The organism is Haloferax sp. s1 (assembly GCF_058382125.1).
Genome location: NZ_JBZRPK010000727.1, coordinates 1 through 20,545 on the forward strand (window position 1 = coordinate 1; position 20,545 = coordinate 20,545).

The 20,545-nt window shown below is 57.1% G+C and carries 20 protein-coding genes; 8 read left to right on the forward strand and 12 right to left on the reverse strand.

Annotated features, from left to right (window positions below; genetic code table 11):
- Positions 1-183: 183 nt before the first annotated feature.
- Both QT222_RS21850 and QT222_RS21855 read left to right on the forward strand, forming a co-directional pair.
- The gene (locus QT222_RS21850) at positions 184-501 is read left to right on the forward strand and encodes a hypothetical protein (protein ID WP_491478353.1); all 318 of its coding nucleotides are present in this window, start codon (positions 184-186) and stop codon (positions 499-501) included.
- A 69-nt stretch (positions 502-570) separates the two neighbouring features.
- Complete coding sequence (locus QT222_RS21855; protein ID WP_004060946.1) at positions 571-1,599, forward strand: LLM class flavin-dependent oxidoreductase; 1,029 nt, start codon at positions 571-573, stop codon at positions 1,597-1,599.
- Between the two features lie 155 nt (positions 1,600-1,754).
- Here the strand turns inward: QT222_RS21855 and arcD are convergent, their stop codons facing one another.
- Positions 1,755-3,230 carry an arginine/ornithine antiporter ArcD gene (arcD, locus tag QT222_RS21860; protein WP_004060945.1) on the reverse strand — a complete coding sequence of 492 codons (1,476 nt, stop codon included), beginning with the start codon at positions 3,228-3,230 and terminating at the stop codon, positions 1,755-1,757.
- 608 nt (positions 3,231-3,838) lie between these two features.
- Here arcD and gdhB point away from each other — a divergent pair.
- Complete coding sequence (gene gdhB, locus QT222_RS21865; protein WP_491478354.1) at positions 3,839-5,128, forward strand: glutamate dehydrogenase GdhB; 1,290 nt, start codon at positions 3,839-3,841, stop codon at positions 5,126-5,128.
- 395 nt (positions 5,129-5,523) lie between these two features.
- Complete coding sequence (locus QT222_RS21870; protein ID WP_491478355.1) at positions 5,524-5,751, forward strand: transcriptional regulator; 228 nt, start codon at positions 5,524-5,526, stop codon at positions 5,749-5,751.
- Between the two features lie 15 nt (positions 5,752-5,766).
- Here the strand turns inward: QT222_RS21870 and QT222_RS21875 are convergent, their stop codons facing one another.
- Positions 5,767-6,411 carry a helix-turn-helix domain-containing protein gene (locus QT222_RS21875; protein ID WP_004060942.1) on the reverse strand — a complete coding sequence of 215 codons (645 nt, stop codon included), beginning with the start codon at positions 6,409-6,411 and terminating at the stop codon, positions 5,767-5,769.
- Between the two features lie 568 nt (positions 6,412-6,979).
- Positions 6,980-7,936: a bifunctional 2-dehydro-3-deoxygluconokinase/2-dehydro-3-deoxygalactonokinase gene (kdgK1, locus tag QT222_RS21880; protein ID WP_491478356.1), complete on the reverse strand. Its 957-nt coding sequence runs from the start codon at positions 7,934-7,936 to the stop codon at positions 6,980-6,982.
- 167 nt (positions 7,937-8,103) lie between these two features.
- On the opposite strand from kdgK1, the gene QT222_RS21885 reads away from it, so the two are divergent.
- Complete coding sequence (locus tag QT222_RS21885) at positions 8,104-8,751, forward strand: bifunctional 4-hydroxy-2-oxoglutarate aldolase/2-dehydro-3-deoxy-phosphogluconate aldolase (protein WP_004060940.1); 648 nt, start codon at positions 8,104-8,106, stop codon at positions 8,749-8,751.
- A 147-nt stretch (positions 8,752-8,898) separates the two neighbouring features.
- Here QT222_RS21885 and QT222_RS21890 read toward each other — a convergent pair whose 3' ends face one another.
- The 9 genes from QT222_RS21890 to QT222_RS21930 all read right to left on the reverse strand — a co-directional run bounded on the left by QT222_RS21890 (position 8,899) and on the right by QT222_RS21930 (position 17,764).
- Entirely contained in the window at positions 8,899-9,273 is a 375-nt protein-coding gene (locus QT222_RS21890; RefSeq protein WP_004060939.1) for a Rid family detoxifying hydrolase, read from the reverse strand.
- 24 nt (positions 9,274-9,297) lie between these two features.
- The gene (locus QT222_RS21895; protein WP_004060938.1) at positions 9,298-10,140 is read right to left on the reverse strand and encodes an SDR family NAD(P)-dependent oxidoreductase; all 843 of its coding nucleotides are present in this window, start codon (positions 10,138-10,140) and stop codon (positions 9,298-9,300) included.
- Positions 10,141-10,191: 51 nt separating this feature from the next.
- Entirely contained in the window at positions 10,192-11,358 is a 1,167-nt protein-coding gene (locus tag QT222_RS21900) for a mandelate racemase/muconate lactonizing enzyme family protein (RefSeq protein WP_491478357.1), read from the reverse strand.
- A 41-nt stretch (positions 11,359-11,399) separates the two neighbouring features.
- Positions 11,400-12,551: a hypothetical protein gene (locus QT222_RS21905; protein ID WP_491478358.1), complete on the reverse strand. Its 1,152-nt coding sequence runs from the start codon at positions 12,549-12,551 to the stop codon at positions 11,400-11,402.
- A gap of 81 nt (positions 12,552-12,632) precedes the next feature.
- Positions 12,633-13,478, reverse strand: coding sequence for a carbohydrate ABC transporter permease (locus QT222_RS21910; protein ID WP_491478359.1), 846 nt, complete (start codon positions 13,476-13,478; stop codon positions 12,633-12,635).
- Positions 13,475-14,413: a carbohydrate ABC transporter permease gene (locus QT222_RS21915; protein ID WP_004060934.1), complete on the reverse strand. Its 939-nt coding sequence runs from the start codon at positions 14,411-14,413 to the stop codon at positions 13,475-13,477. The genes QT222_RS21910 and QT222_RS21915 overlap by 4 nt, the downstream gene beginning before the upstream one ends.
- A gap of 11 nt (positions 14,414-14,424) precedes the next feature.
- Entirely contained in the window at positions 14,425-15,705 is a 1,281-nt protein-coding gene (locus tag QT222_RS21920) for an ABC transporter substrate-binding protein (RefSeq protein ID WP_004060933.1), read from the reverse strand.
- Positions 15,706-15,864: 159 nt separating this feature from the next.
- A complete protein-coding gene (locus tag QT222_RS21925; RefSeq protein WP_004060932.1) occupies positions 15,865-16,665 on the reverse strand; it encodes a creatininase family protein in 801 nt (266 codons plus the stop codon).
- A 1-nt stretch (position 16,666) separates the two neighbouring features.
- Positions 16,667-17,764, reverse strand: a complete 1,098-nt coding sequence (locus QT222_RS21930; RefSeq protein WP_049917553.1) for an ABC transporter ATP-binding protein — start codon at positions 17,762-17,764, stop codon at positions 16,667-16,669.
- Positions 17,765-18,331: 567 nt separating this feature from the next.
- On the opposite strand from QT222_RS21930, the gene QT222_RS21935 reads away from it, so the two are divergent.
- The 3 genes from QT222_RS21935 (at position 18,332) to QT222_RS21945 (ending at position 20,494) form a co-directional block, all read left to right on the forward strand.
- Positions 18,332-19,114 carry an IclR family transcriptional regulator gene (locus tag QT222_RS21935; RefSeq protein WP_491478360.1) on the forward strand — a complete coding sequence of 261 codons (783 nt, stop codon included), beginning with the start codon at positions 18,332-18,334 and terminating at the stop codon, positions 19,112-19,114.
- A 733-nt stretch (positions 19,115-19,847) separates the two neighbouring features.
- Positions 19,848-20,009 (forward strand): alpha/beta fold hydrolase, encoded by a 162-nt coding sequence (locus QT222_RS21940; protein ID WP_491478361.1) that lies wholly within the window; start codon positions 19,848-19,850, stop codon positions 20,007-20,009.
- A gap of 5 nt (positions 20,010-20,014) precedes the next feature.
- Positions 20,015-20,494 (forward strand): alpha/beta fold hydrolase, encoded by a 480-nt coding sequence (locus QT222_RS21945; protein WP_491478362.1) that lies wholly within the window; start codon positions 20,015-20,017, stop codon positions 20,492-20,494.
- Positions 20,495-20,545: the final 51 nt, after the last annotated feature.

The following is a 20,545-nucleotide window of genomic DNA, read 5'->3' on the forward strand; positions in this document are numbered from 1 at the left end:
TCCGGCCACTGGGGGGCCGCACGAGGGCCCGTGAAAACACCACGGGCGCCCCGGTCCCCCCGGACACGGGGCTCCGCTGTCGGAGCCCAAGACAGACCGCACCGACCCAGAAACCGCTTCTGTGTAGGCAGGGGCGGGACTGTCCTGTGGGCGTGGCCGTCCCTCGCACCAGACAGAGCGGTAATGGCATTGACTTCCCCCGCCGCTGCCAGATTTGCGCTTACAGGAACGTTCAACGCGCTGTTCGGGTGGGCGGTCGGTGTTCTCTTTCTCCCTGCGGCAGCACTCGCGATTGGCATCTGGACTGGCCGACCTCGCGTCTTCGAGATGTTGTATCTGGTTGCGTGGTACGGTGGCCCGATGAACGAACTCATTCCGTTGGACTATCTTGGAGCGTACGACCAGACGGTTTCGTCGGGCGTCACGTTCGTCTACCTTGGACTGACCGTCGTCGCACTCGGGGCTGCTGTCGTTGGTCGTCGACGGATGGTCAGCGGCTGAAATTCTTCGAAAGCAAGCAAGGGTTCCGGCTAGCCAAACCGTTATTCCTCGCAGTCGCAGAGGCCGAGTATGAAGCTCTCCATCGTCGATCTGTCTCCGGTTCCCGACAACGGGACCGCAGCTGAAGCTTACGCGAACACTGTGGCAGCCGCAAGACAGGCCGAGCAACTTGGGTACTCCCGGTTCTGGGTGGCTGAACACCACGGGATGGCAGATACCATCGCGGGCACGACGCCCGAAGTATTACTCGGCCGCCTCGCCGGCGAAACTGACTCAATCCGACTCGGGTCAGGAGCAGTGCTACTCAACCACTATAGCCCGTTTAAGGTCGCAGAAGCGTTCGGTGCGCTGGATGCACTCGCGCCGGGCCGTATCGATGCGGGCCTCGGTCGGGCGAACGGCTCACCAGCCGCCGACCGTGCCCTTGGGACGGAACGACACGTGCAGAACCCGGACGAAGACCACACTGAGAAAATCGAAGCCGTCGTTACTCACCTCTACGACGACTACCCCGACGGACACGCCTACAGCGACCTCGAAATCCCGCACTCAAGCCATGACGTACCAACACCGTGGGTACTCGGGTCGAGTCCGTCGAGCGCAGCTATTGCAGGCGAACTCGGGTTACGATACTGTTTCGCGGCGTTCATTCGACCGCAGTTCGCCACACACGCGTTTGATGAATATCGTGAACGCTTCCAGCCGTCACAACTAGCCGGTGGTATCGACGAGCCACAGGGGATGGTTGCAGTAAACGCGGTCTGTGCTGAGACCGACGAAGAGGCGGCACGACTACGGGCAGTGGCTGAGGCGTCGTACAAACGGATGCAACGTGGAATCATCGGAACCACGCCGTCCATCGAGGAAGCTATCGACGAACTTGGTGGCGTCCCAGAACCAACACCTGCTACGCTCGATTCCGACGAATGGCCACGTGCCATTTCCGGGAGCCCAGAAACGCTTGCTAGCTTGTTAGAGCAACTTACGGAGCGCGTCGGCGTCGACGAAGTGATGATTCAGCATATCGTTTCCGACCACGAGCACGCACTCCGGTCCCACGAATTACTGGCCGATGGCGTCGGGCTTACACCCCGCTAACGAGTTGCACTACTAAGCTATAGTAGCGTTTGCAACTGGTGACACATCCGATCGCACGACAGTGGTCGAGCGAGTGTGCAATAACTTGCAAACGATACTATCGGAGAATCCCTCAAGGGAATCCGGTTCTCGAACCCCCCGAGGCGGCAGTGCGATTAGTCTTCTCCTGGCGCTACTGTCGCCGTTCCCTCACTTGGTGACACAGTGCTACTGGACTGCTCCTGGTCCTTATACATAATCTGCCAGCCGGTCATTCCCATGAATATGAGGACAAGCGGCGAGAGTAAGCCGAAGAAGTAGTAGGGGGCGTACTCCAGCGTCGGAACGCCGAGCGTTCCAGCCATAAACAGTCCGCCACTGCTCCATGGAATAAGCGCACTCGTCGTTGTTCCGGACGCTTCGATAGCACGCGAGAGATTTTCCGTCTTCAATCCCTGTTCGTCGTACAGGTTTCTGAGAGTCATCCCCGGCACGACGATGCTAACGTACTGCTCGGCGGCGAGGATGTTCATCGAAACAGCAGAGAGTGCGGTCGCGCCCGTTAGACTCGCCACGTTGTGGCACAGTCGGCCGAGATGGTGGGCGAGGACCGCCAGAATTCCGGCACGGTCGAGCATCCCACCAAGCGAAAGCGCAGCAATCGCAATCGTGACGATCCACGCGCCACCCGTCATCCCGCCGCTCTGCAGTAATCCGTTCACGAGTTCCATCCCCGTTTCGGGGGCAGTGCCGGATTGGGCGGCAGACCACGCCGCGGCGAAACCCGTCCCCTGCACGAGCATCGACGTGACCGCGCCTGCAATGACGCCCGTTCCGAGGGTTGGGAGCGCCGGAACGCCGTACATCGCAAGTCCGAAAGTGATAATCAACGGGAGGAAGACGACCGGCGACACGACGTAGGTACCTTCGATAGCTGCTTGGATCGATTCGACGCGACCGGCGGGAATGTTTCCGGAGGCAGTCATGCCGAGGAACGCATACAGAACGACCGATAAGGCGAACGCGATGAACGTGCCAGTCCGCATCGCGTTGATGTGCTCGTATAAATCGGTGTTCGTCACTGCGGCCGCGAGGTTTGTCGTATCTGAGAGCGGTGATTGCTTGTCACCCGTGTAGGCACCGCTGAGAACGGCCCCAGCAGTCATCGGTGCCGGGATTCCGAGGCCGGAACCGATGCCAATGAGTGCGACCCCAAGTGTTCCTGCTGTCGTCCAAGACGAGCCAACCGCAAAGGCAATAATCGCAGCGAGTACGGCGGCTATTGGAAGAAACACCGCAGGCGTGAACAACTCCAGTCCATAGTACATTAGACTCGGGATGGTCCCTGCCTGAATCCACGAGGAGATGAGTGCATAAACGGTGAACATGATGAGAATCACCTTCATCCCCAAGAGGAGACCATTCGAGATACCGTCATAGAGGTCCTCCCACGACAGGCCTAGGTGATAGTGAGCAAACAATCCAGTGAATACGATACCCCAGAAGAGTGGGAACTGTGGGTCCAAGCCGAACGTGATGATACCCACACTGAGGAATACGATCATTCCCGCGATGGGAACGAGTGCTGCGATGAGCGAGGGGCGTTCATCGGGGTCAAGTTGCCCGAAAAGACGAGGTTCGAAGTCTACCATTGACTTACCTTGCTGTCAGTCCGTTCGTCTACAACCGTGTTTCTGGCTACGAGATTCGTTGTATGTTGTACAAGCCGCCGTGAAACGGACCGATTCTCCCGACCACACGATGTGTGTTCCGTTGTCATACGTCCATTAACAATAATCAGGGATTGGGGCAAATAGAATCAATTTCCATATGGACTCACCTTTAAATATCCCAATGAATATGTCACGTATTTCAGTAGTTCGAAGTGATGATTTGAAAATATTTTCCATATTTTCTATATTTTTTACACGTACGTAGCGTGTGGGTGTGTGAACTGCGGTTCCACGCTTCGTTCATCGTTCCATACTTCGTTCCGGGTAGTAGCATCCGTCCGTCTCGTCTTCGTCACCGCATAGTTTGGGCCGATAGTCCAATACCTCTGGACAGCCTCTTATAAATTAATACGCGCTTGGAGTATCAGAGAATATGCTACATGATATGTATCAACCAATATGGGTCGCAACCCATCCCCACGAGATTCAATCAGGGATACTGAAGCCGAGCAGCGGCGGCCTTCCTTAATTCGAGGTCAACGCTGGAGCGGAGCCACATCTCAATGGTATTTCGTTAGTACAGACTCATGACATCAACACAGACCCGAGAATCGAACCCGAGTGTCGATTCGAATCAGATATCTGCGCTTGAAACAGCCCGCCGACAGCTAGACGAGGCGGCGACGCACGTCGATATCAACCCGGATGTCATCGAACGTCTCAAACACCCGTCGAGGGTTGTTGAAGTCTCTGTCCCTCTCAAACGGGACGATGGCGAAGTTGAGGTCTTCACCGGCTATCGTGCACAACACGATAACGTTCGCGGGCCATACAAGGGCGGACTCCGATACCATCCAGACGTGACCGCAGAGGAGTGTGTCGGGCTTTCGATGTGGATGACGTGGAAGTGTGCTGTCATGGATCTCCCATTCGGCGGTGGAAAGGGAGGAGTTGCGGTTGATTCGAAGGACCTCAGCGATGCCGAGAAAGAACGTCTCACTCGTCGGTTCGCCGATGAGATTCGAGGTGACGTCGGCCCGAATCAAGATATTCCTGCGCCCGATATGGGAACCGATGCGAGGACGATGGCGTGGTTTATGGACGCGTACAGTATGCAGCAGGGCGAGACAATTCCGGGGGTTGTGACGGGGAAGCCCCCAGTCGTGGGAGGAAGCTATGGACGTGAGGAGGCACCCGGACGAAGTACCGCGATAATCACGCGTGAGGCGATTGACTACTACGGAAAAGACATCACAGAGACGACCGTCGCCGTCCAAGGATACGGAAGCGTCGGGGCAAACGCAGCACGCCTGCTCGACGAGTGGGGTGCGACGATTGTCGCTGTCAGCGATGTGAACGGGGGAATCTACGATTCCAATGGATTTGACACCCACACCGTTCCGTCACACAAAGAAAAACCGGAGGGCGTGAGGCAGTACGAAGCCCCCAACACGATTTCCAACGGGGACCTACTGGAGTTAGATGTCGACGTTCTGATCCCGGCGGCAGTCGGGAATGCGATTACCGACGACAACGCCGACCGAATCGCGGCGGATATAATCGTAGAGGGCGCGAACGGTCCAACCACACCCCGAGCAGACGGCATCCTCAACGAACGCGGTATCCCAGTCATACCGGATATTCTCGCCAACGCTGGCGGGGTGACCGTCTCCTATTTTGAGTGGTTACAGAACATCAACCGTCGACAATGGTCCGAAAAGCGCGTCAACAACGAACTCGAAGCAGAGATGCTGTCCGCGTGGAACGCGGTCAGAGAAAAAGTCGACGTAGAGAGTCTGAGTTGGCGAGATGCCGCGTATGTGGTTGCACTCAGTCGTATCGGGAAGGCAAAAGAATCGCGGGGCCTGTGGCCGTGAAAAATACTCGTCGTCACCCTAGGTTAATGTATATAATCCAACAACTAGTGAGTGATAATGAGCTGTAGTAGATGCAACGGCGAACTTTCGAGACGGACCGACTACTGGAAGTGCGAACAGTGCGGATGGGTACCGAGAGAGGGAGCGGACTAAGCCAAAGCATCATCGTAACACGTCGATTGATTCCATTCACCAGGTCAACGATACTGTGAGAACGTGTCCAACTCTTTGGAGACGACTTTCACGGTAACGTTGAATCGCCCCCACCGACCGGTCTAAGAGGACCAATATTTCCAGACTATAGTAGCGTTTGCAAGTCAGTGCACACTCGCTCGACCGCTGTCGTGCGGTCGGATGTGTCACCAGTTGCAAACGCTACGATAGTTACAGACGTAATGAGAAAACGCAACCCCGAAACCGAACACAAGGTGCTTACCGTACTCGTCGAGGAATCGCCACTGCACGTCATGGACATCGCCAAGACCGCAGATTGTCATCCAATCACGGTGGACCATACCTGCGCGTATTTATACAAGCAGGGGCATATTCATCCACGCGGTCGAGGACGGTACGAGGTCACTGAGTCTGGAAAACAACAGATTACGGGCGGGTGTGATTCGTAAACAAGAGACCTGCTGCTATAGATAGGCGGCAAATACGTCTGCGAATTTTTCCTCGGCGCGCCTGAGGTGGTGTTCTACCGTCCGTCGGCCAACACCGACAGCATCTGCGAGCTCAGCGGTCGTTGTGCCACGTGGAATCTCGTAATACCCCTGCTCGTAGGCGGTGAGAAATACCTCACGTTGGCGGTCGGAGAGTGTCGGTAAAAACGAATCCACCGAAAGAACGGGCGTCTCCGACCGCACGTTTTTTAGCTCTTTTTTCGACTCGACTGTAACGGTATGGTCGGCCGAGATGTCGCTGTAGAATGTCGTGAGGTTCGACGAATCGAGTGAGAGTACACGAACGACCTTTGCACCATGTTCGTATCGTAATGGTGGTAACAGAAGGCAGTTGTTCGCGGCGAGATACGGCTCAATATAATCGCTTCCGTGCCGCTTCAGGCATGCTTCCGTGATGATAGTCTGGTCGCTCTCGTTGTCGATTCGTTCTTGGACGCCGACTTCCGAATCCACATGCTTCACTACCTCGTCCTGCCGCTCACCGGTAATGTGGAGTAGGTCACAGTGGTCGTTACACCAGAGTTCGATTGTTGTGTTATTTTTCGCCGTAGAGCTCGAATAGGGATCATCGCTCTCGATACGGAACACTGCCTTGTACATAGCCTCAGTTCGGGCTATGAGGTTAAAAGACACCGTCTAATTGCGCGGTCACGACCGATGGACCACTGTCAAAACCTATCGAAGATGGTCGTGTCTATTCAATACAATACATTCTGAAACCAAGTGAATCATCGATGTCGAATCAGTTGGATAATACAGTGTTAGTTCGGCTGCCGTGTTTCGTACCGACTAACTGATAGATATGCCCTCTCAGACGCGAGATCTCTCTTTAATGTCTGTGACTATTAGACAGACTCTCCACGGATAGGGAGAGTAGACGGGACGACTATGTCAACTGAAACCACAGCGGAAAATAGGAATGGGTCCCCAGAATACGTATCGACAGCCACCTCAATTCTGGAGGGAGAAACAATTCGAAGGTCCGCAGTCGAATAGTGCTATTTGTGCACAAGAACAATGAATAAGAAATCAGCAGATGTCAAATAATTAGACATCATGAGACGGCAATAGGAAAGGGAAACATAGCCAAGACCAAGGCGGATTTCGAGGCAATGTTAATGCTAACCGCCGCTGATTGTGTCGTCCTACCGACTCGATAGCGGTGGTCTCAGCGACTGATACCGCCGCTCGATTGCTCCCGTACGCGGTCAACTTCCTGCTGAGTGACGACCGCCAAGTCTCCATCGAGCGTCCGTTTGAGTGCCGCAGTTGCAGCACCCTGTTCGAGTGCAGTCGTGAGAGGGTCCCCGCGAATCCGCGACGCGAGATAGCCGCCGACGAACGCGTCTCCAGTCCCAATCGGGTCGAAGGTTTCAGTCTCGAACGCGCCCTGCTCGTATACCCTCCCATCGGACAGCGCCAACACACCTTCGTCACCACGCGTGACGAGAACCGTCTCGAAGCCGTGTTGGTCGTCCAGCGCCGTCGCAATCGCCGAAGCGTCACCGTCGAGTCCGAGGACGTTTCGTGCATCGCGTTCCGCGACGACGAGGACATCGATGTAGGGGAACAACGATTCGAGCGTCGCGCGGGCCTCGGTTGGCGTCCAGAGTTTCGTCCGGTAGTTCAGGTCGAAGACGGTCGTCGTCCCTGCGGACTGTGCGGTTTCGAGCAGGACGCGCGTCGTCTCTCGGAGTTGGTCCGATAGCGCCGGCGTGATGCCGCTCGTATAGTAGTAGGCTGCTTCCTCGACAGTATCGGTCGGCAGTTCTTCGGGCGTGGCTGTCGTTACCGCAGCATCGCTGCGGTCGTAGACGACCGAAGTTCCTCTCGGCTCGCCACCGTGTTCGAGGTAGTAGGTCCCCTGACGATGCTGGTCCGTCCAGACGATTTCCGGGGCAACCCCGTGTTGGCGGATGTCGGTGACGACTCGGCGACCAAGTGCCGAATCGGGGAGTTTCGAAATCCACGTGGTGTCAACACCGAGCCTGCTCGCAGCGATTGCCACGTTCGACTCCGCACCGGCCGTACTGAACCGAAGCGTCTCTGTCGTCTCCAATCGACTTCCGCGTGGTGGTGAGAGTCGGAGCATCGTCTCACCAAACGTCACGAGGTCAGCCGTCACAGTGTTCACTCTCCTGAGGGGTGGTCACCATACTCGTTCCTCACGGAGTTGCGGGATAATTCCTCTGTTTTCGACGATGTTTGCTACGAACTGAGCAAGCCAGCAACCCCGTACAGATTCCCGCCTGTACCCCGAAAATTAAGAGGTGTGTCGCCCTGATATGCGTAATGTCCGCAAACATCGCCCAGCGAATCGTAGAGACGGGTATCGTCGCAATCGTTCGTGGTACAGACCCGGATACGGCAATCGAGACCGTCGATGCACTTCAGCGAGGTGGCGTCTCCGTCGTCGAGGTGACGGCGAACACCGACGGCGTACTCGAAATGATTCGAGACATCTCCTCGACGTTCACGTCCGACGAGGTCGTCGTCGGCGCAGGGACAGTTCTCGACAACGAAACCGTGCGGGCGACGATGCTCGCTGGAGCCGAGTTCATCGTCACCCCGTCGTTCGATGCAGAGACGGTGAAAACCGCGAATCGCTACGGTGCCCCCTCTATCGTCGGTGTAGCGACACCGACTGAAGCTGTCGACGCATACACCGCCGGAGCCGACATGGTGAAAGTGTTCCCGGCGTCGTCGCTCGGTCCGGAGTTCGTCTCCTCGCTACAGGGACCACTTGGGCATATCCCGACTGTCCCAACCGGCGGCATCTCACTCGACAATGTCGGCACATTCGTCGACGCCGGTGCGACCGCCGTCGGTGTCGGGAGTTCACTCGTCGACGGCGACGCTATCGAACGGGGAGACTACGAAGAACTTACTGCGAACGCCCGTGCGTTCGTCGATGCCGTCGCTGCTGCGCACGACGACTGAGTCGGAAGTCGGCGAAACGCGGCAAAGAATAAGACTGCGAGTAGCCCGGTTCCCCAACGTGAAATCGCGTCCCTGTCACGGTATGTCGACTGTTTTGATGAGGTGTTCCAAACGTTTGTCACTAATTGCGGTATGGCTCGTTCTGACTCACACCTCGGCGACTACCTCTATCTCTACGTCGATGTCGACGGGGAGTTTCACGACTTCGACCGCGCTCCGAGCAGGGTACGGAGACGACATGTGTTCCCCGTAGACCTCGTTTACCTCGTCGTAATACCGCATGTCCTTCAGGAACACCGTTGCCTTCACCACGTCTGCAAGCGACGCATCGCCTGCTTCGAGGATGGCTTCGATGTTTTTCAGTGTCCGCTCGGTTTGTTCGCCCGGAGTGCCGGAGATGACTTCGCCGGTTTCCGGGTCGACGGGGCCTTGCCCGGAGACATAGATTCGGTCTCCGGAGACAACCCCCTGTGAGAATGGGCCGATACTGTCCGGTGCCTCGTCTGTTGTTAGCTCTTTCATTGGGACTGAATTGGTAGGAGTTGGTTATTCTCGTGCGGGAATCTCATCCGTCTGGTATATCTCGTTGATAAACGACGTCGGGAGGCTCGTCGTGAGACCGCCGTCGAGTACGAGATTCTCACCGGTTATGAAGCTGGACATCTCAGACGCAAGGAACAGCGTCGTATCTGCGACTTCGTCGGGAGTTCCGAACCGCCCGAGTGGATACTGGTCGAGCCAGCGGTCCCGGGCGCTTGATTCGCCCGTCCGACCCTCCGTGCTCTCCATCTCCTCGCGTCGGTTGGCGGTTTCAATCGTCCCCGCGGAGATGACGTTCGAGCGGATGCCGTGTTGACCGTAATGGGCGGCAATGTTTCGGGACATCGAGAGGAGTCCGCTCTTCGCTTCCGAGTAGCCGGAGAGTCCAATGCCGAAGAGTCCATTGACCGACCCCATATGAACCATCGAGCCTCCACCGGAGGCAACCATGGCCGGGAGCACCTCTTTGCTCAACAGGAATTGACTCTTCAGGTTCAGGTCGACCATCCATTCGAACGCCGCTTCGTCACAACGGTGGATGGTGTTGGCCGACTCGTCCGAACCGCCGGCGTTGTTCACCAAGACTCGAATATCGCCGAACTCGTCAATCGTAGTATCGACTAGATTCCGGATCTCGTCGCGGTCGGTCACGTCGCACTCGACAGGGACGACTCGCCCGGCGTGTGCGGCAGTCAGTTCTTCAGCCACCGGTTCGACATCGTCGTAGGACCGCGAACAGATGGCGACATCCCCACCGGCTTCTGCGAACCGCGCCGCGATTTCACGGCCGATGCCACGGGATGCACCGGTGACGATTGCCGGACGGTCTCGTAGTGATAACTCAACCATAGCGGGAGAATCGATGCGGTCGCACCTCTTGAACCTTGTCATGGTGTCCCATTATATCCGGTACGCTTCGATGGCATCGAGGTCGACCGAAATGCCGAGACCCGGACCGGTCGGGGCGGGCAGGCAACCGTCTACGACTTCGAACGGTTCTTCGATGATGTCCCCTTCCCACGCGTAATACGTCGAGTCCGGCGGGAGTGAGAACCCAGGGATTCCGCTGACGGCGTGGAGGATTGCGGCCGTCCGAATCCCGAGGTCGAACGCGCAGTGGTGCGTGAACGGAACGCCCGCATCTTCGAGTATTGCTGCTTGCTGGCGAAGTCCACTGATACCACCGGCCGGGGTGAGGTCGATGACGCCAACGTCCATCGCGCCGGCCTCGACCAGCGAGGAGATGTTGTGCGAGATGTAGGTGTCTTCGTTCGGTGCGATGGGTTGCCGCAGACGCTGCCGCAACCTCGCCAGCGACGTGTGCGAATCCACTCGAATCGGCTGTTCGAGGTACTGGAGGTAGATTCCCTCGTCTTCCAGCATCGCCCCGACGCGAACCGCCTGGTCGAGGGTCCACCCCTGATTGGGGTCGAGACGGAATTCGAGTTGTCCGTCCGTCTCGTCGTGCATCGCTTTGATTCGCGCAACGTCCTGCCGCCAATCCTTGCCAGCTTTCGTCTTGAGAACGTCGAATCCGGCCTCCAGCGCCTCTCGTGCTTTGACGCGAGATTCCTCGGGTGAGAGAATTCCGAGACAGAACGCAACTGGAACCTTCTCCGGGGTCAGGTCGTTGGCACCCACGTTCTCTCGGTGACGGAGGGAGCTCTGTGTCGGAGCAGTCCACCCACCGAGGAGTTCGTAGACGGGGCGGTCGAGCGCCTTCCCAACGATATCCCAACAAGCCGTCTCGACGGCGGCGAAGAACATATCGACGTTCGTGTATTCGACGAACACTTGCCGACGGAGCCGCTCGATTTCGAACGGCGATTGCCCGGTAATCATCGGGCCGACGCCCTCCTCGATAATCGATTCGGTGGCGGACGGCGAAAGGAACACGCGCATTTCCCCCCAGCCAGCGATTCCTTCGTCCGTATCGACGCGGACGAGTACACGCTCCATCGATTCGAGTTCCCCGTGGTTCGTGGTGTACGGACCGATACCAAGGGGTTCGTCGAGATTGGTCAACGGAACATCTACAGTAACCGCTGTCACGTCGGTTATCTCCATACCAATGGTTGTACCGGGTGGCAGTAAGAAAGTATCGTTTGTTACAACGTGGCAGTGTCTGTTGCCGCCCGAATCCAGTCGAGGGAGTGCTCCGGTAACAGCCCGTAATTGTAGAAGGAAACACGGGGGACGCCCGCAACCCGAAGCGCATCCACGATTTCGACGAGGGTCGCCTCGTCGTGTATCGCCGGGTGGCCCGGAAGAAGCCCCACGTGAAGCGGGACATCCGGGGTCAATGCATCGACGGTTCGATACGCATCCATCACCGCGTTTCTCGACGACTCGTACGCCGGAAGGCAGTAGTAATCGACGTGCTCGGATAACTGGTCGAGGTTTGCGCCGACCATCCACTCTCGTCCGGGTTCGGGTGCGCCGACGTAATAGCCGAGCGGCGTCGACCCGCTGGACGCCGACAGTTCTGCGTAGAGGTCAGCCAGCGTCTCTTCACGAATGTCGACGTAGTCGGCGACTACGTCGTGCTCACGGAGCCATCGCTCGGGAGAGAGGTCGCCCGGAATCGTCCCAGCAACGACCGCATCGAGCGTTTCAGCAACAGTCCTTCTGGCCTGTTCGACGTCGAGTCCGGCGTCCGCCGCGGTACTCCGGCAGTGGTCACAGAAACACAGTCCGAGTAAGAACTCGCCGAGCGTCCCGAGTTGCGCGTGAATCTTCTGGTGGTGCCAGCCGAATCCGGTGCCGTAGAAGTAGTCGAACGTCTCCAGTTCGATACGGTCGAAGTGTTCGCGAGCAGCTAAATCGCGGACGAGTGCGGTCAAGTAGTGCTGTACGTCGGGGTTCGACGGACAGAGTCCGAACACCAAATCGTCGCCGTGGGCCGACGTTAACGTCACATCGGGGTGGCGCATCCCGAGCCGCGAGTTGTGACAGCCGACCGTCCACGAGTTCAACCGAATGTCGCCAAGCCCGGCCGCGATTTCGTCAATCCAGTCGCCGGACATCCCCTCGTACGGGACCGGTTCGAGTCGCCCGTACCCGTCGTCGGGTTGGAAGTACGAACTCGCACGCGCGAAGAACGTCCGTCGTTCGGGGTTGTGTGGCGAGAAAGCCTGCACAGCGTGATAATTAGTCGCAAGGTTTAGTTCGTCGATTCCCAGTTCGGTGAGTCGAGCCGTGACCCGGTCGGGACCCTCCTCGGAAAGGTCCCACGGGTACGCCCAGATGGCGAATTCCATACGAAGCCGTCCACTGGAGCGGTAATAAAGGTGAAGGGAGGTTGGGGAAGAGAGAAGGGAGGCAGGCTGTGCGGTGCTGGCTTACTCCTTGACCGCACCGGCAGTCATTCCGGCGACGATGTACTGCTCGAGGAAGGCGAACAGGACCAAAAGCGGAATGATACCGATGACTGAGACAGTCAGCATCATCCGCCAGTCGGTCTGGAGCGCCCCGACCATCGAGAAGACCCCGCGCGGAATGTTGTACTTCCCGCTGTCGGTGAGGAACGTCAGCACGAACAGCAGTCGGTTCCACGCGTACAGGAACGTGTAGGTGATGCTGGCGACGAGTGCGGGCTTGGTCAGCGGAAGGACGATTTTCGTGAGTATCTGGAACTGGCTGGCACCGTCGATACGAGCCGACTCTTCGAGTTCGACGGGAACCGTCTTGAAATAGCCGTAGAGCATCCAGATGTTGAACGGCAGGGTAAAGGCCGCCGCGGGGATTATCACCGCAAGGTAGGTGTTGAACAGACCGAGTTGGGTGATAACGTCGAAGAGCCCGACGATGAGCACGACCGGCGCGAACATCTGGACGACGAGCACGGCGAGCAGGAACGTCCGCTTCCCGACGAAATCGTTCCGTGCACACGAGTACGCGGCCGGGATTGCGAGCAGGAGCGTCAGGACGACGGTCCCCAACGAGATGACGAAGCTGTTGGCGACCCACAGGACGACGTCGGTCTGTGTCCAGACATCGAGGTACGCCCCGACAGACGGGTCTGATGGGACCAGCGTCGCCGGGGCCGAGAAAATCTCGGCCTCGGGCTTGAACGTACTGGAGAACATGGCGTAGAACGGGAACATCATGACTCCGAGCAACGCGATGAGGACGCCGTAGACTCTGACCCGCCGGAGGCCGGTTCTGTTGTGGCCCGCCATCGTCATAGTTCGTCACCTCCTCGGGTGTACACCCGCAGATAGACGATGGCGAACAGGAGGAGGAACAGGAACCCGATGACGCTGTAGGCAGCGCCGCGACCGAGGTTCCCGTTCTGTAATCCAACCTGATAGATATGGATGACCAGCGTCGCAGTCGTACTAATCGGACCCCCACCGGTCATCGTCCAGATGACGTCGAAGCTGACGAAGGTCCAGATGGTCGATAGCAGCGTGGCCATCAGAATGACGCTCTTGAGCTGCGGCAGGGTGATGTACCGGAACTGGTGCCACCGCTCGGCCCCGTCGATTGCGGCCGCCTCATACAGGTCCTGCGGAATCGATTGCAGTCCAGCGAGGAAGATAATCGCCATGAACGGCGTTCCGATCCAGACGTCGGCGACGACGACACCAAGCCACGCGATATCGGGATTCCCGAGGATACCGATTCCCTGGTCTATCACGCCAAGCTTGAGGAGCACCGCGTTGAGGTAGCCGAACTGCGGGTGTTCTATCCACCGGAACACGACCGCAGAGATGGCATACGGAATCCCCCACGGGATGAGGAATGCCGTTCGGAAGAACTTCCGACCCTGAATATCGTTCTTCAGATGAACCGCGATGAGCAGTCCGAGGAGCGTCTTGCCGGCGACACCAACCAGCACCCAGCGCCCCGTCTGCCAGAGGAGCCGGTAGAAGATGTCGCTGTTGACGATTTCGACGTAGTGCTGCAGGCCGACGAACGTCTCGATAGTCGAGTCGGCCGGTGAGCGGTACAACGACAGACGGAACGTCTCCAGTATCGGGTAGCCGACGACGGCGAGCAGAAATACTGCAGCGGGCGCTATCAGGAAGTAGGCGCGCCGGTTTTGCTTGAGGTGTGCGATGGACTGAGAGAGACGTGATTCCCCGTCCGTCTTGGAATATTCTTCAGCGAGACTCATGGTGTTCCATTTTAGCTCATTGCATCTTCGAGGTCGCTCTGGGCGTCATCCAGGGCTTTTTGCGGGCTTTTTTGGTCCGCAAGCGCCTCCTGAATCGCCTGGACCATCCGGTCGTTGAACTGGCTGAAATTACTGAGCTTCGGCCGGGCACGGGCATACTGGCCCGCCTCGACGAACGGTCCCCAGTTTTTCGACTCGGAGAAGTACTCCCGTTCGCCGACCGCTTTAACGACCGGGAGGAACCCCTTCTGCTTCGAGTACTGGAACCGCCGTTCCTCGTCGAAGTAGAACCGAATCAGGTCCCGTGCGATGTCCTTGTGCTCGCTTTGGCTCAGGATGCCGAGCGTGTCGATGGTAAAGAGGCTGTACCGTCCCTCCGGACCCTTTGGGACCTGGGCGATACCGTACTCAAAGTCGACTTCGCCCTTCTCCTGGGATTCGGTAATGTTGAGTCCCGTGTACACGTGGCCGATGACCATCCCAAGGTCACCGTTCTCGAACAACTGCCGGATGTCCTGGCGGGTCGAAGACAGCGGCGAGGCCTGCGTCACGCCGTGTTCGAGGTGAAGGTCGGCGTAGAACGAGAGCGCTTCGGCGGCTCCGTCCGAATTGACGACCGGCATCCCCTCGTCGTCAACCAGGTCTGCACCGTACGACCAGTGGTAATGGTAGTACTGCGACCCGGTCTCGATGGCGTCAGCCCCGGCAAGGCCGAGTGCCGGGACACTCACCTCGCCGCTTTCGGTAATCGTCTTCGCGGCGGACAACATGTCCTGCCACGTGTCCAGCGACGGGTTCTCCGGGTCGAGTCCGGCAGCCTCGAACACGTCCTTGTTGTAGTAGAGACACTTGTTCGAAGCCGCCCACGGTACACCGTAGTGAGAGCCGTTGTACATCGTCCCGTTGGCAACCCCTTCGGCGAACTTCTCGCCGAATTCGCCGTCCATCAGGTCGTCGACTGGTTCGAGTGCACCCTTCCCGACGAGTTGCGGAATCCAGCGCGCAGGCCACCGACTCACGTCCGGTGCCTGTCCCCCGTCGACGCGGTTGTTCACCGTTTGACGTGCATTGTCCCACGTCACGCTCGTGAACTCTACGTTGACCCCGTACTCTTCTTCGAAGGCAGCGTTGTTCTCCTCGAAGAACTGCTTGATGTTGTCACCAACTCCCATCGTGAGGAACTGGATACTCTGTCCACCGTCGTCACCGTTTCCGCCGTCACCGCTGTTGCCGTCGGCAGTGCCAGTCCCATCGCCGTTTCCATCGCCGGTACACCCGGCGATAGCAATCATCCCGCCAGCACCGAGTGCCTGAAGGAGTTGACGACGGTCCAGAGACTGCTCACTAGGCTGCCCTTTGGTATCTTTTCGCATCATTGCTACCACTTACTCCCGCATATATAATTGTTTATGTTCATATTCTATTTTTGTCAGTAGTGCGTTCAGTGCAGTTTACGCGTTGTGTTCGTGGATAGTACGCAACAGCGAAGCGAGTTCTTCCCCGATAATCGACCGAATCCGTTCCCCTTTCTCAGCGCTGGCCTTTTCAGGTAAACCGATTGCACCGGAGTCAGAGTACACATCAAACGACCGGTACACACCGACAGAACCGCCATCAAGCAGGTCCTGTCCAGCCCACTGGTACTGTTCGTCTAACGTCTCACCATCGCGTTCCGAGGAGTCACCGACGAGGTCCGGACGGAGTGCAAGCATAAGCGACGTTTCGAACTCACCCCCGTGGGCCATCCCACCGGTCTCACTGTCTCGGAGCGCCTCGATCCGGTCGGATGCCAGTTCGAAGTACGTCGTTCCAAGGACCTCGGCGTCAGCCTCCACGCCGACCGTGCTGACGACCGATCCGATGAGCGGTCCGTTGCCACCGTGGCCGTTGACGAACAGCACGGCATCGAATCCGTTTTCGAGACCGGTACTTGCGATATCTTCTAATATCGCACGGAGGTTCTCGAAGTCGAGTGAAAGCGTCCCGCCAAACGTGAGGTGATGCGGCGAGAAGCCACTCCAAACCGTGGGCGAGACGACGACCGGAACGTCGTCAAGTCGTTCGAGTGCGGCATCGACCATCGCTTCGACGAGAAGAGAATCAGTGACGACCGGAAGGTGATGTCCGTGTTGTTCGATGCTGCCAACTGGAATAACCAAGATAGAACCCGGTTGAGACCCGGTCTCCCGAACTTCCCTTGCCGTCATTCCCGCCCATTCGTGCTCGCCTCGACCAATCGTATTGTACATCATATTAGGCTGAATCCGTTATCTGTAGCTCGTTTACCGGCACGCGCGCTCCGTCGACATCGAAGAGATGCATATCGTCGATATCGAACCCGAGTGTAATCTCGTCGTCGACCGCTGGACGGAACTCACTCTCGACCCGCGCAATCACTTCGGACGATTCGCGAGTTGTTTTGAGGTAGAGGAAGTTATCCGAGCCAACCGGCTCGACCACGTCGACAATCGTATCGATGTACCCACCCTCTCGTTCGGCGGTGAGGTCTTCCGGTCGTACCCCAAGGGTGTACTCTCCCGACGGGACATCGACGTCGAGCGCGAATTCGAAGCTCGGCGATTCGAAGTGTGCACCCTCGTTGGCAGCGGTAACGGTCACGTCGAAGAAGTTCATCGATGGCGAGCCAATGAAGCCGGCGACGAACTCGTTGTTCGGTTCGTCGTAGCATCGCTCCGGCGGGTCGACTTGCTGAAGCTTGCCGTCGTTGAGAATGACGATACGGTCGGCCATCGTCATCGCTTCCGTCTGGTCGTGCGTGACGTATATCGTCGTGACACCGAGGTTTTCTTGGATTCGCTGGATTTCGGTGCGCATCTGCGTCCGCAACTTTGCGTCCAGATTCGACAGTGGTTCGTCCATCAGGAAGACATCGGGGTCGCGAACGATGGCACGCCCCAGCGCAACTCGTTGCTGTTGCCCGCCGGAGAGTTGTTTGGGTAAGTCATCCAAGAGTTCGGATATCTCCAGCATCTCAGCGGCGTCCTCGACGCGCGTTTCGATTTCGTCGTCGCGCTCACCCGCGAGCCGAAGCCCGAACGACATATTCTCGCGCACGGTCATGTGCGGGTACAATGCGTATGACTGGAACACCATCGCGATGTTCCGGTCTTGTGGCCGGACGTCGTTGACGACGGTATCCCCGATGGATATCTCACCACCAGAAACGGTCTCAAGCCCCGCGACCATCCGAAGCGTCGTCGATTTCCCACAACCGGATGGGCCGACGACGACGACGAACTCGCCATCCTCCACAGTGAGGTCCAAGCCCTCGACTGCAAGGATGGAATCGTCGTACACTTTGCTGACGTTCGATAGTGTAACCTTGCTCATATAGGGTGAAGGATAATGCACTATCCTGAATAATAAATGTTGGCAGTGGATGCAAAAACCGTTCTACCAACCGTATTGAAAGGCTTCATTGGGAAAACGCATGTCTGCTGGTCCGTGTTCGAGGGAGACAGATGTGAGATAGGACACCGTCTCAGTTGCAGTGAGGGAGGAAACACAGTGTATACCGAGCGAAGCAGCCTGTTTGTGCAAATTAGGACTCCAGCCGTATCTGCGGACCGCTACGGACAAATTTCGGTCGGTCACTGATTCCTCCGCGACCGCAGTTTCAACATGGTCGAAAATGATAAAATCGGACCAGATTCTCCGACAGTGAATCAATCCGCAGCACGAGCGCTCCTACCCGGACATCAGGCCGAACAGTTCACTTCGTACCAATATATGAGTTAACATTCATCATGGAATGCAAGAACACGAGGTCCGAAAAATACCAGTGGTTCGAGCGATTCGTTGCCATTTCCAATTACCGCTACGCATTTTTTCAACGCTGTTGAATATATCTTGGATAGTGAAGGAAACCTTTTCAACCAGTGCGAAAAATACACTACCATGACAACTGGTAACGATAAAACAATACGCTCGGTCGAAACGGCGTTCGAGATACTCTCGGCGCTCGGGGAGGTAGAGCCGACTGGACTCTCCGACCTCGCCTCGGTGGTCGACATCCCGACGAGCACGATTTACATCCACTTGAACACGCTCGTAGAACAGGGCTTTGTCGTCAAGGAAGCGGGACAGTACCGGCGGTCATTTCGGGTTCTGGAGGGCGGCGGGAGCGATCGCCCGCAACCGGACCACGCGCGACTCCTCCGAAATAAGGGCGACCAGCTCACCCGGCCGCCAGGCGGAATCCGCGGGGCCGCCATCGCAGAGAACGGAAAGCGCGCCCGCCCCTACCGAAGCACAGGTGGAACGGCCGCCGCCGGCCGGCTGCCCCGCCGGAACCACGCCGAGATGCACTGGACATCGCTCGGGAAAGCTATTTTAGCATACCTTCCGGAGGACCGACGGAAGCAGATTGTCGAGCGGCACGGTCTCTCCAAAGGAACGAGCCAGACGTTCACAGCACCCCAAGAACTCGAACGCGAACTCAGCCGAGTTCGTCAACAGGGGTACGCAATGGACGACGAAGAACACCTGCGCGGGATTCGGGGAATTGCCGTCCCGATTCTCGACGGGGACGAAAATGTCGAGGCATCAATCGGGGTTACCGGACCGCGAGACAGGTTCACGCCGGGGTACATGGCCGACCTACTGAACATACTGCGATACAGCAAAAACGAGATCGAGGTTCGAAACCAGTACTACGAGTACAGTTCAATCGATGGATAGCGACACAGTTTCTCGACTGAGTGGTGTGAAAAAGAGTGGGAGAATGAATTACAACAGTACAATTGTAATGGAAAGCCCGAACGCTCGTATCGACGCGATTCACTCACAAACCACACGGGCTGACGGATACACACTCAGATAATAGTACTCACAGTGATAAGACTATTCAGCAACAGAAAGTGAGTCCCGGGCGATACATTCCATATATGGCATCAACGACGGAGATATAGTATTGTTTATTTTTTACAATATATTCGTGAGATCACGCCTTTAGAAAACTGTCTGGACAGCGGACTATTACACAGAATGTTTTATCTCCAATAACTCGCCACGGGAGATGGCATCTAGCGATTCGTAGGTATCAGTAGTATTCAGGGTTTAGTACCTTTCCCCGTGTAGAGTCGCCTCCCCAACTCGACGACGATGAGAGAGATAATAGCAGGAGAGACTTCAGTCCCATATACAAATTTTAGAATGTTTACAATGTTCGAACGAGAGGCAGTGGTACAACCATAGTAGAATAGTCTATAATACACACAACTGGTGTGCGTGTCGACCGCACCATTCGGTTGGTAGTCGACCGTCGAAAGGAAGTACATGACCGAGGCCCCACATAGTGCTGTTTTCTGACAATTTCGTTCGGACACAACCGGCGGTGTACACTCTCAGCAAGTCGACCTAAGTACGGTTCCCGGCTCGATATGTTTATTTCAGATACAAAATTTGTGTTCGTATGAACCACCCGGATAGTTGGACAACAGACACGGTACACGTCAACGGAGTCGGGTTACAGTACTACCGAGCAGGGAGCGGTCCACCACTTGTCATGGCTCACGGGTTCTACAACAACGGCAGGTGTTGGGAGCCACTCGTTGCCGATCTCGCGGACGACTAGACCTCTTGGAACTCATAGACGCACTCGACCTCGTACATCCGATTCTACTCGGCCACTCGATGGGTGGCTCGACCGTCGCGTGGACGGCCGCCAAGAAACCCGACCTCCCGCGTGCGATCATCTTAGAAGACCCCGCAGGTATGTACGGCGCTCCCGACATAGGTCCCGGCGAGCGAGCACGCATAGTCCGTGAGCACGTGCAAGAGTGTTCAGACAGACCAGTCGGGGAAATCACGGCAGACTATCCAGAACGAGAGCCGAGTTTAGCTCGGCGTCTTGCAGTTGCGGATTCCGAGTGTCGTCAGGCGATTGCGGAAATCGCACGCGAAGGCTACCCGCAGTTGGGGGACGCGTTTACCGAGATTACGTGTCCGACGCTCGTACTGAAATCCGACACCGACCTCGAACGACGGGTCAAGGACCTCGATATTGCCGACAAGTTAGCTAACGGACGACTCGTTCATATCCCCGAAGCCGGACATTGAGTGTTCTACGACCAGTACGACGCAGCATATGCTGAGTTACGCACGTTCCTC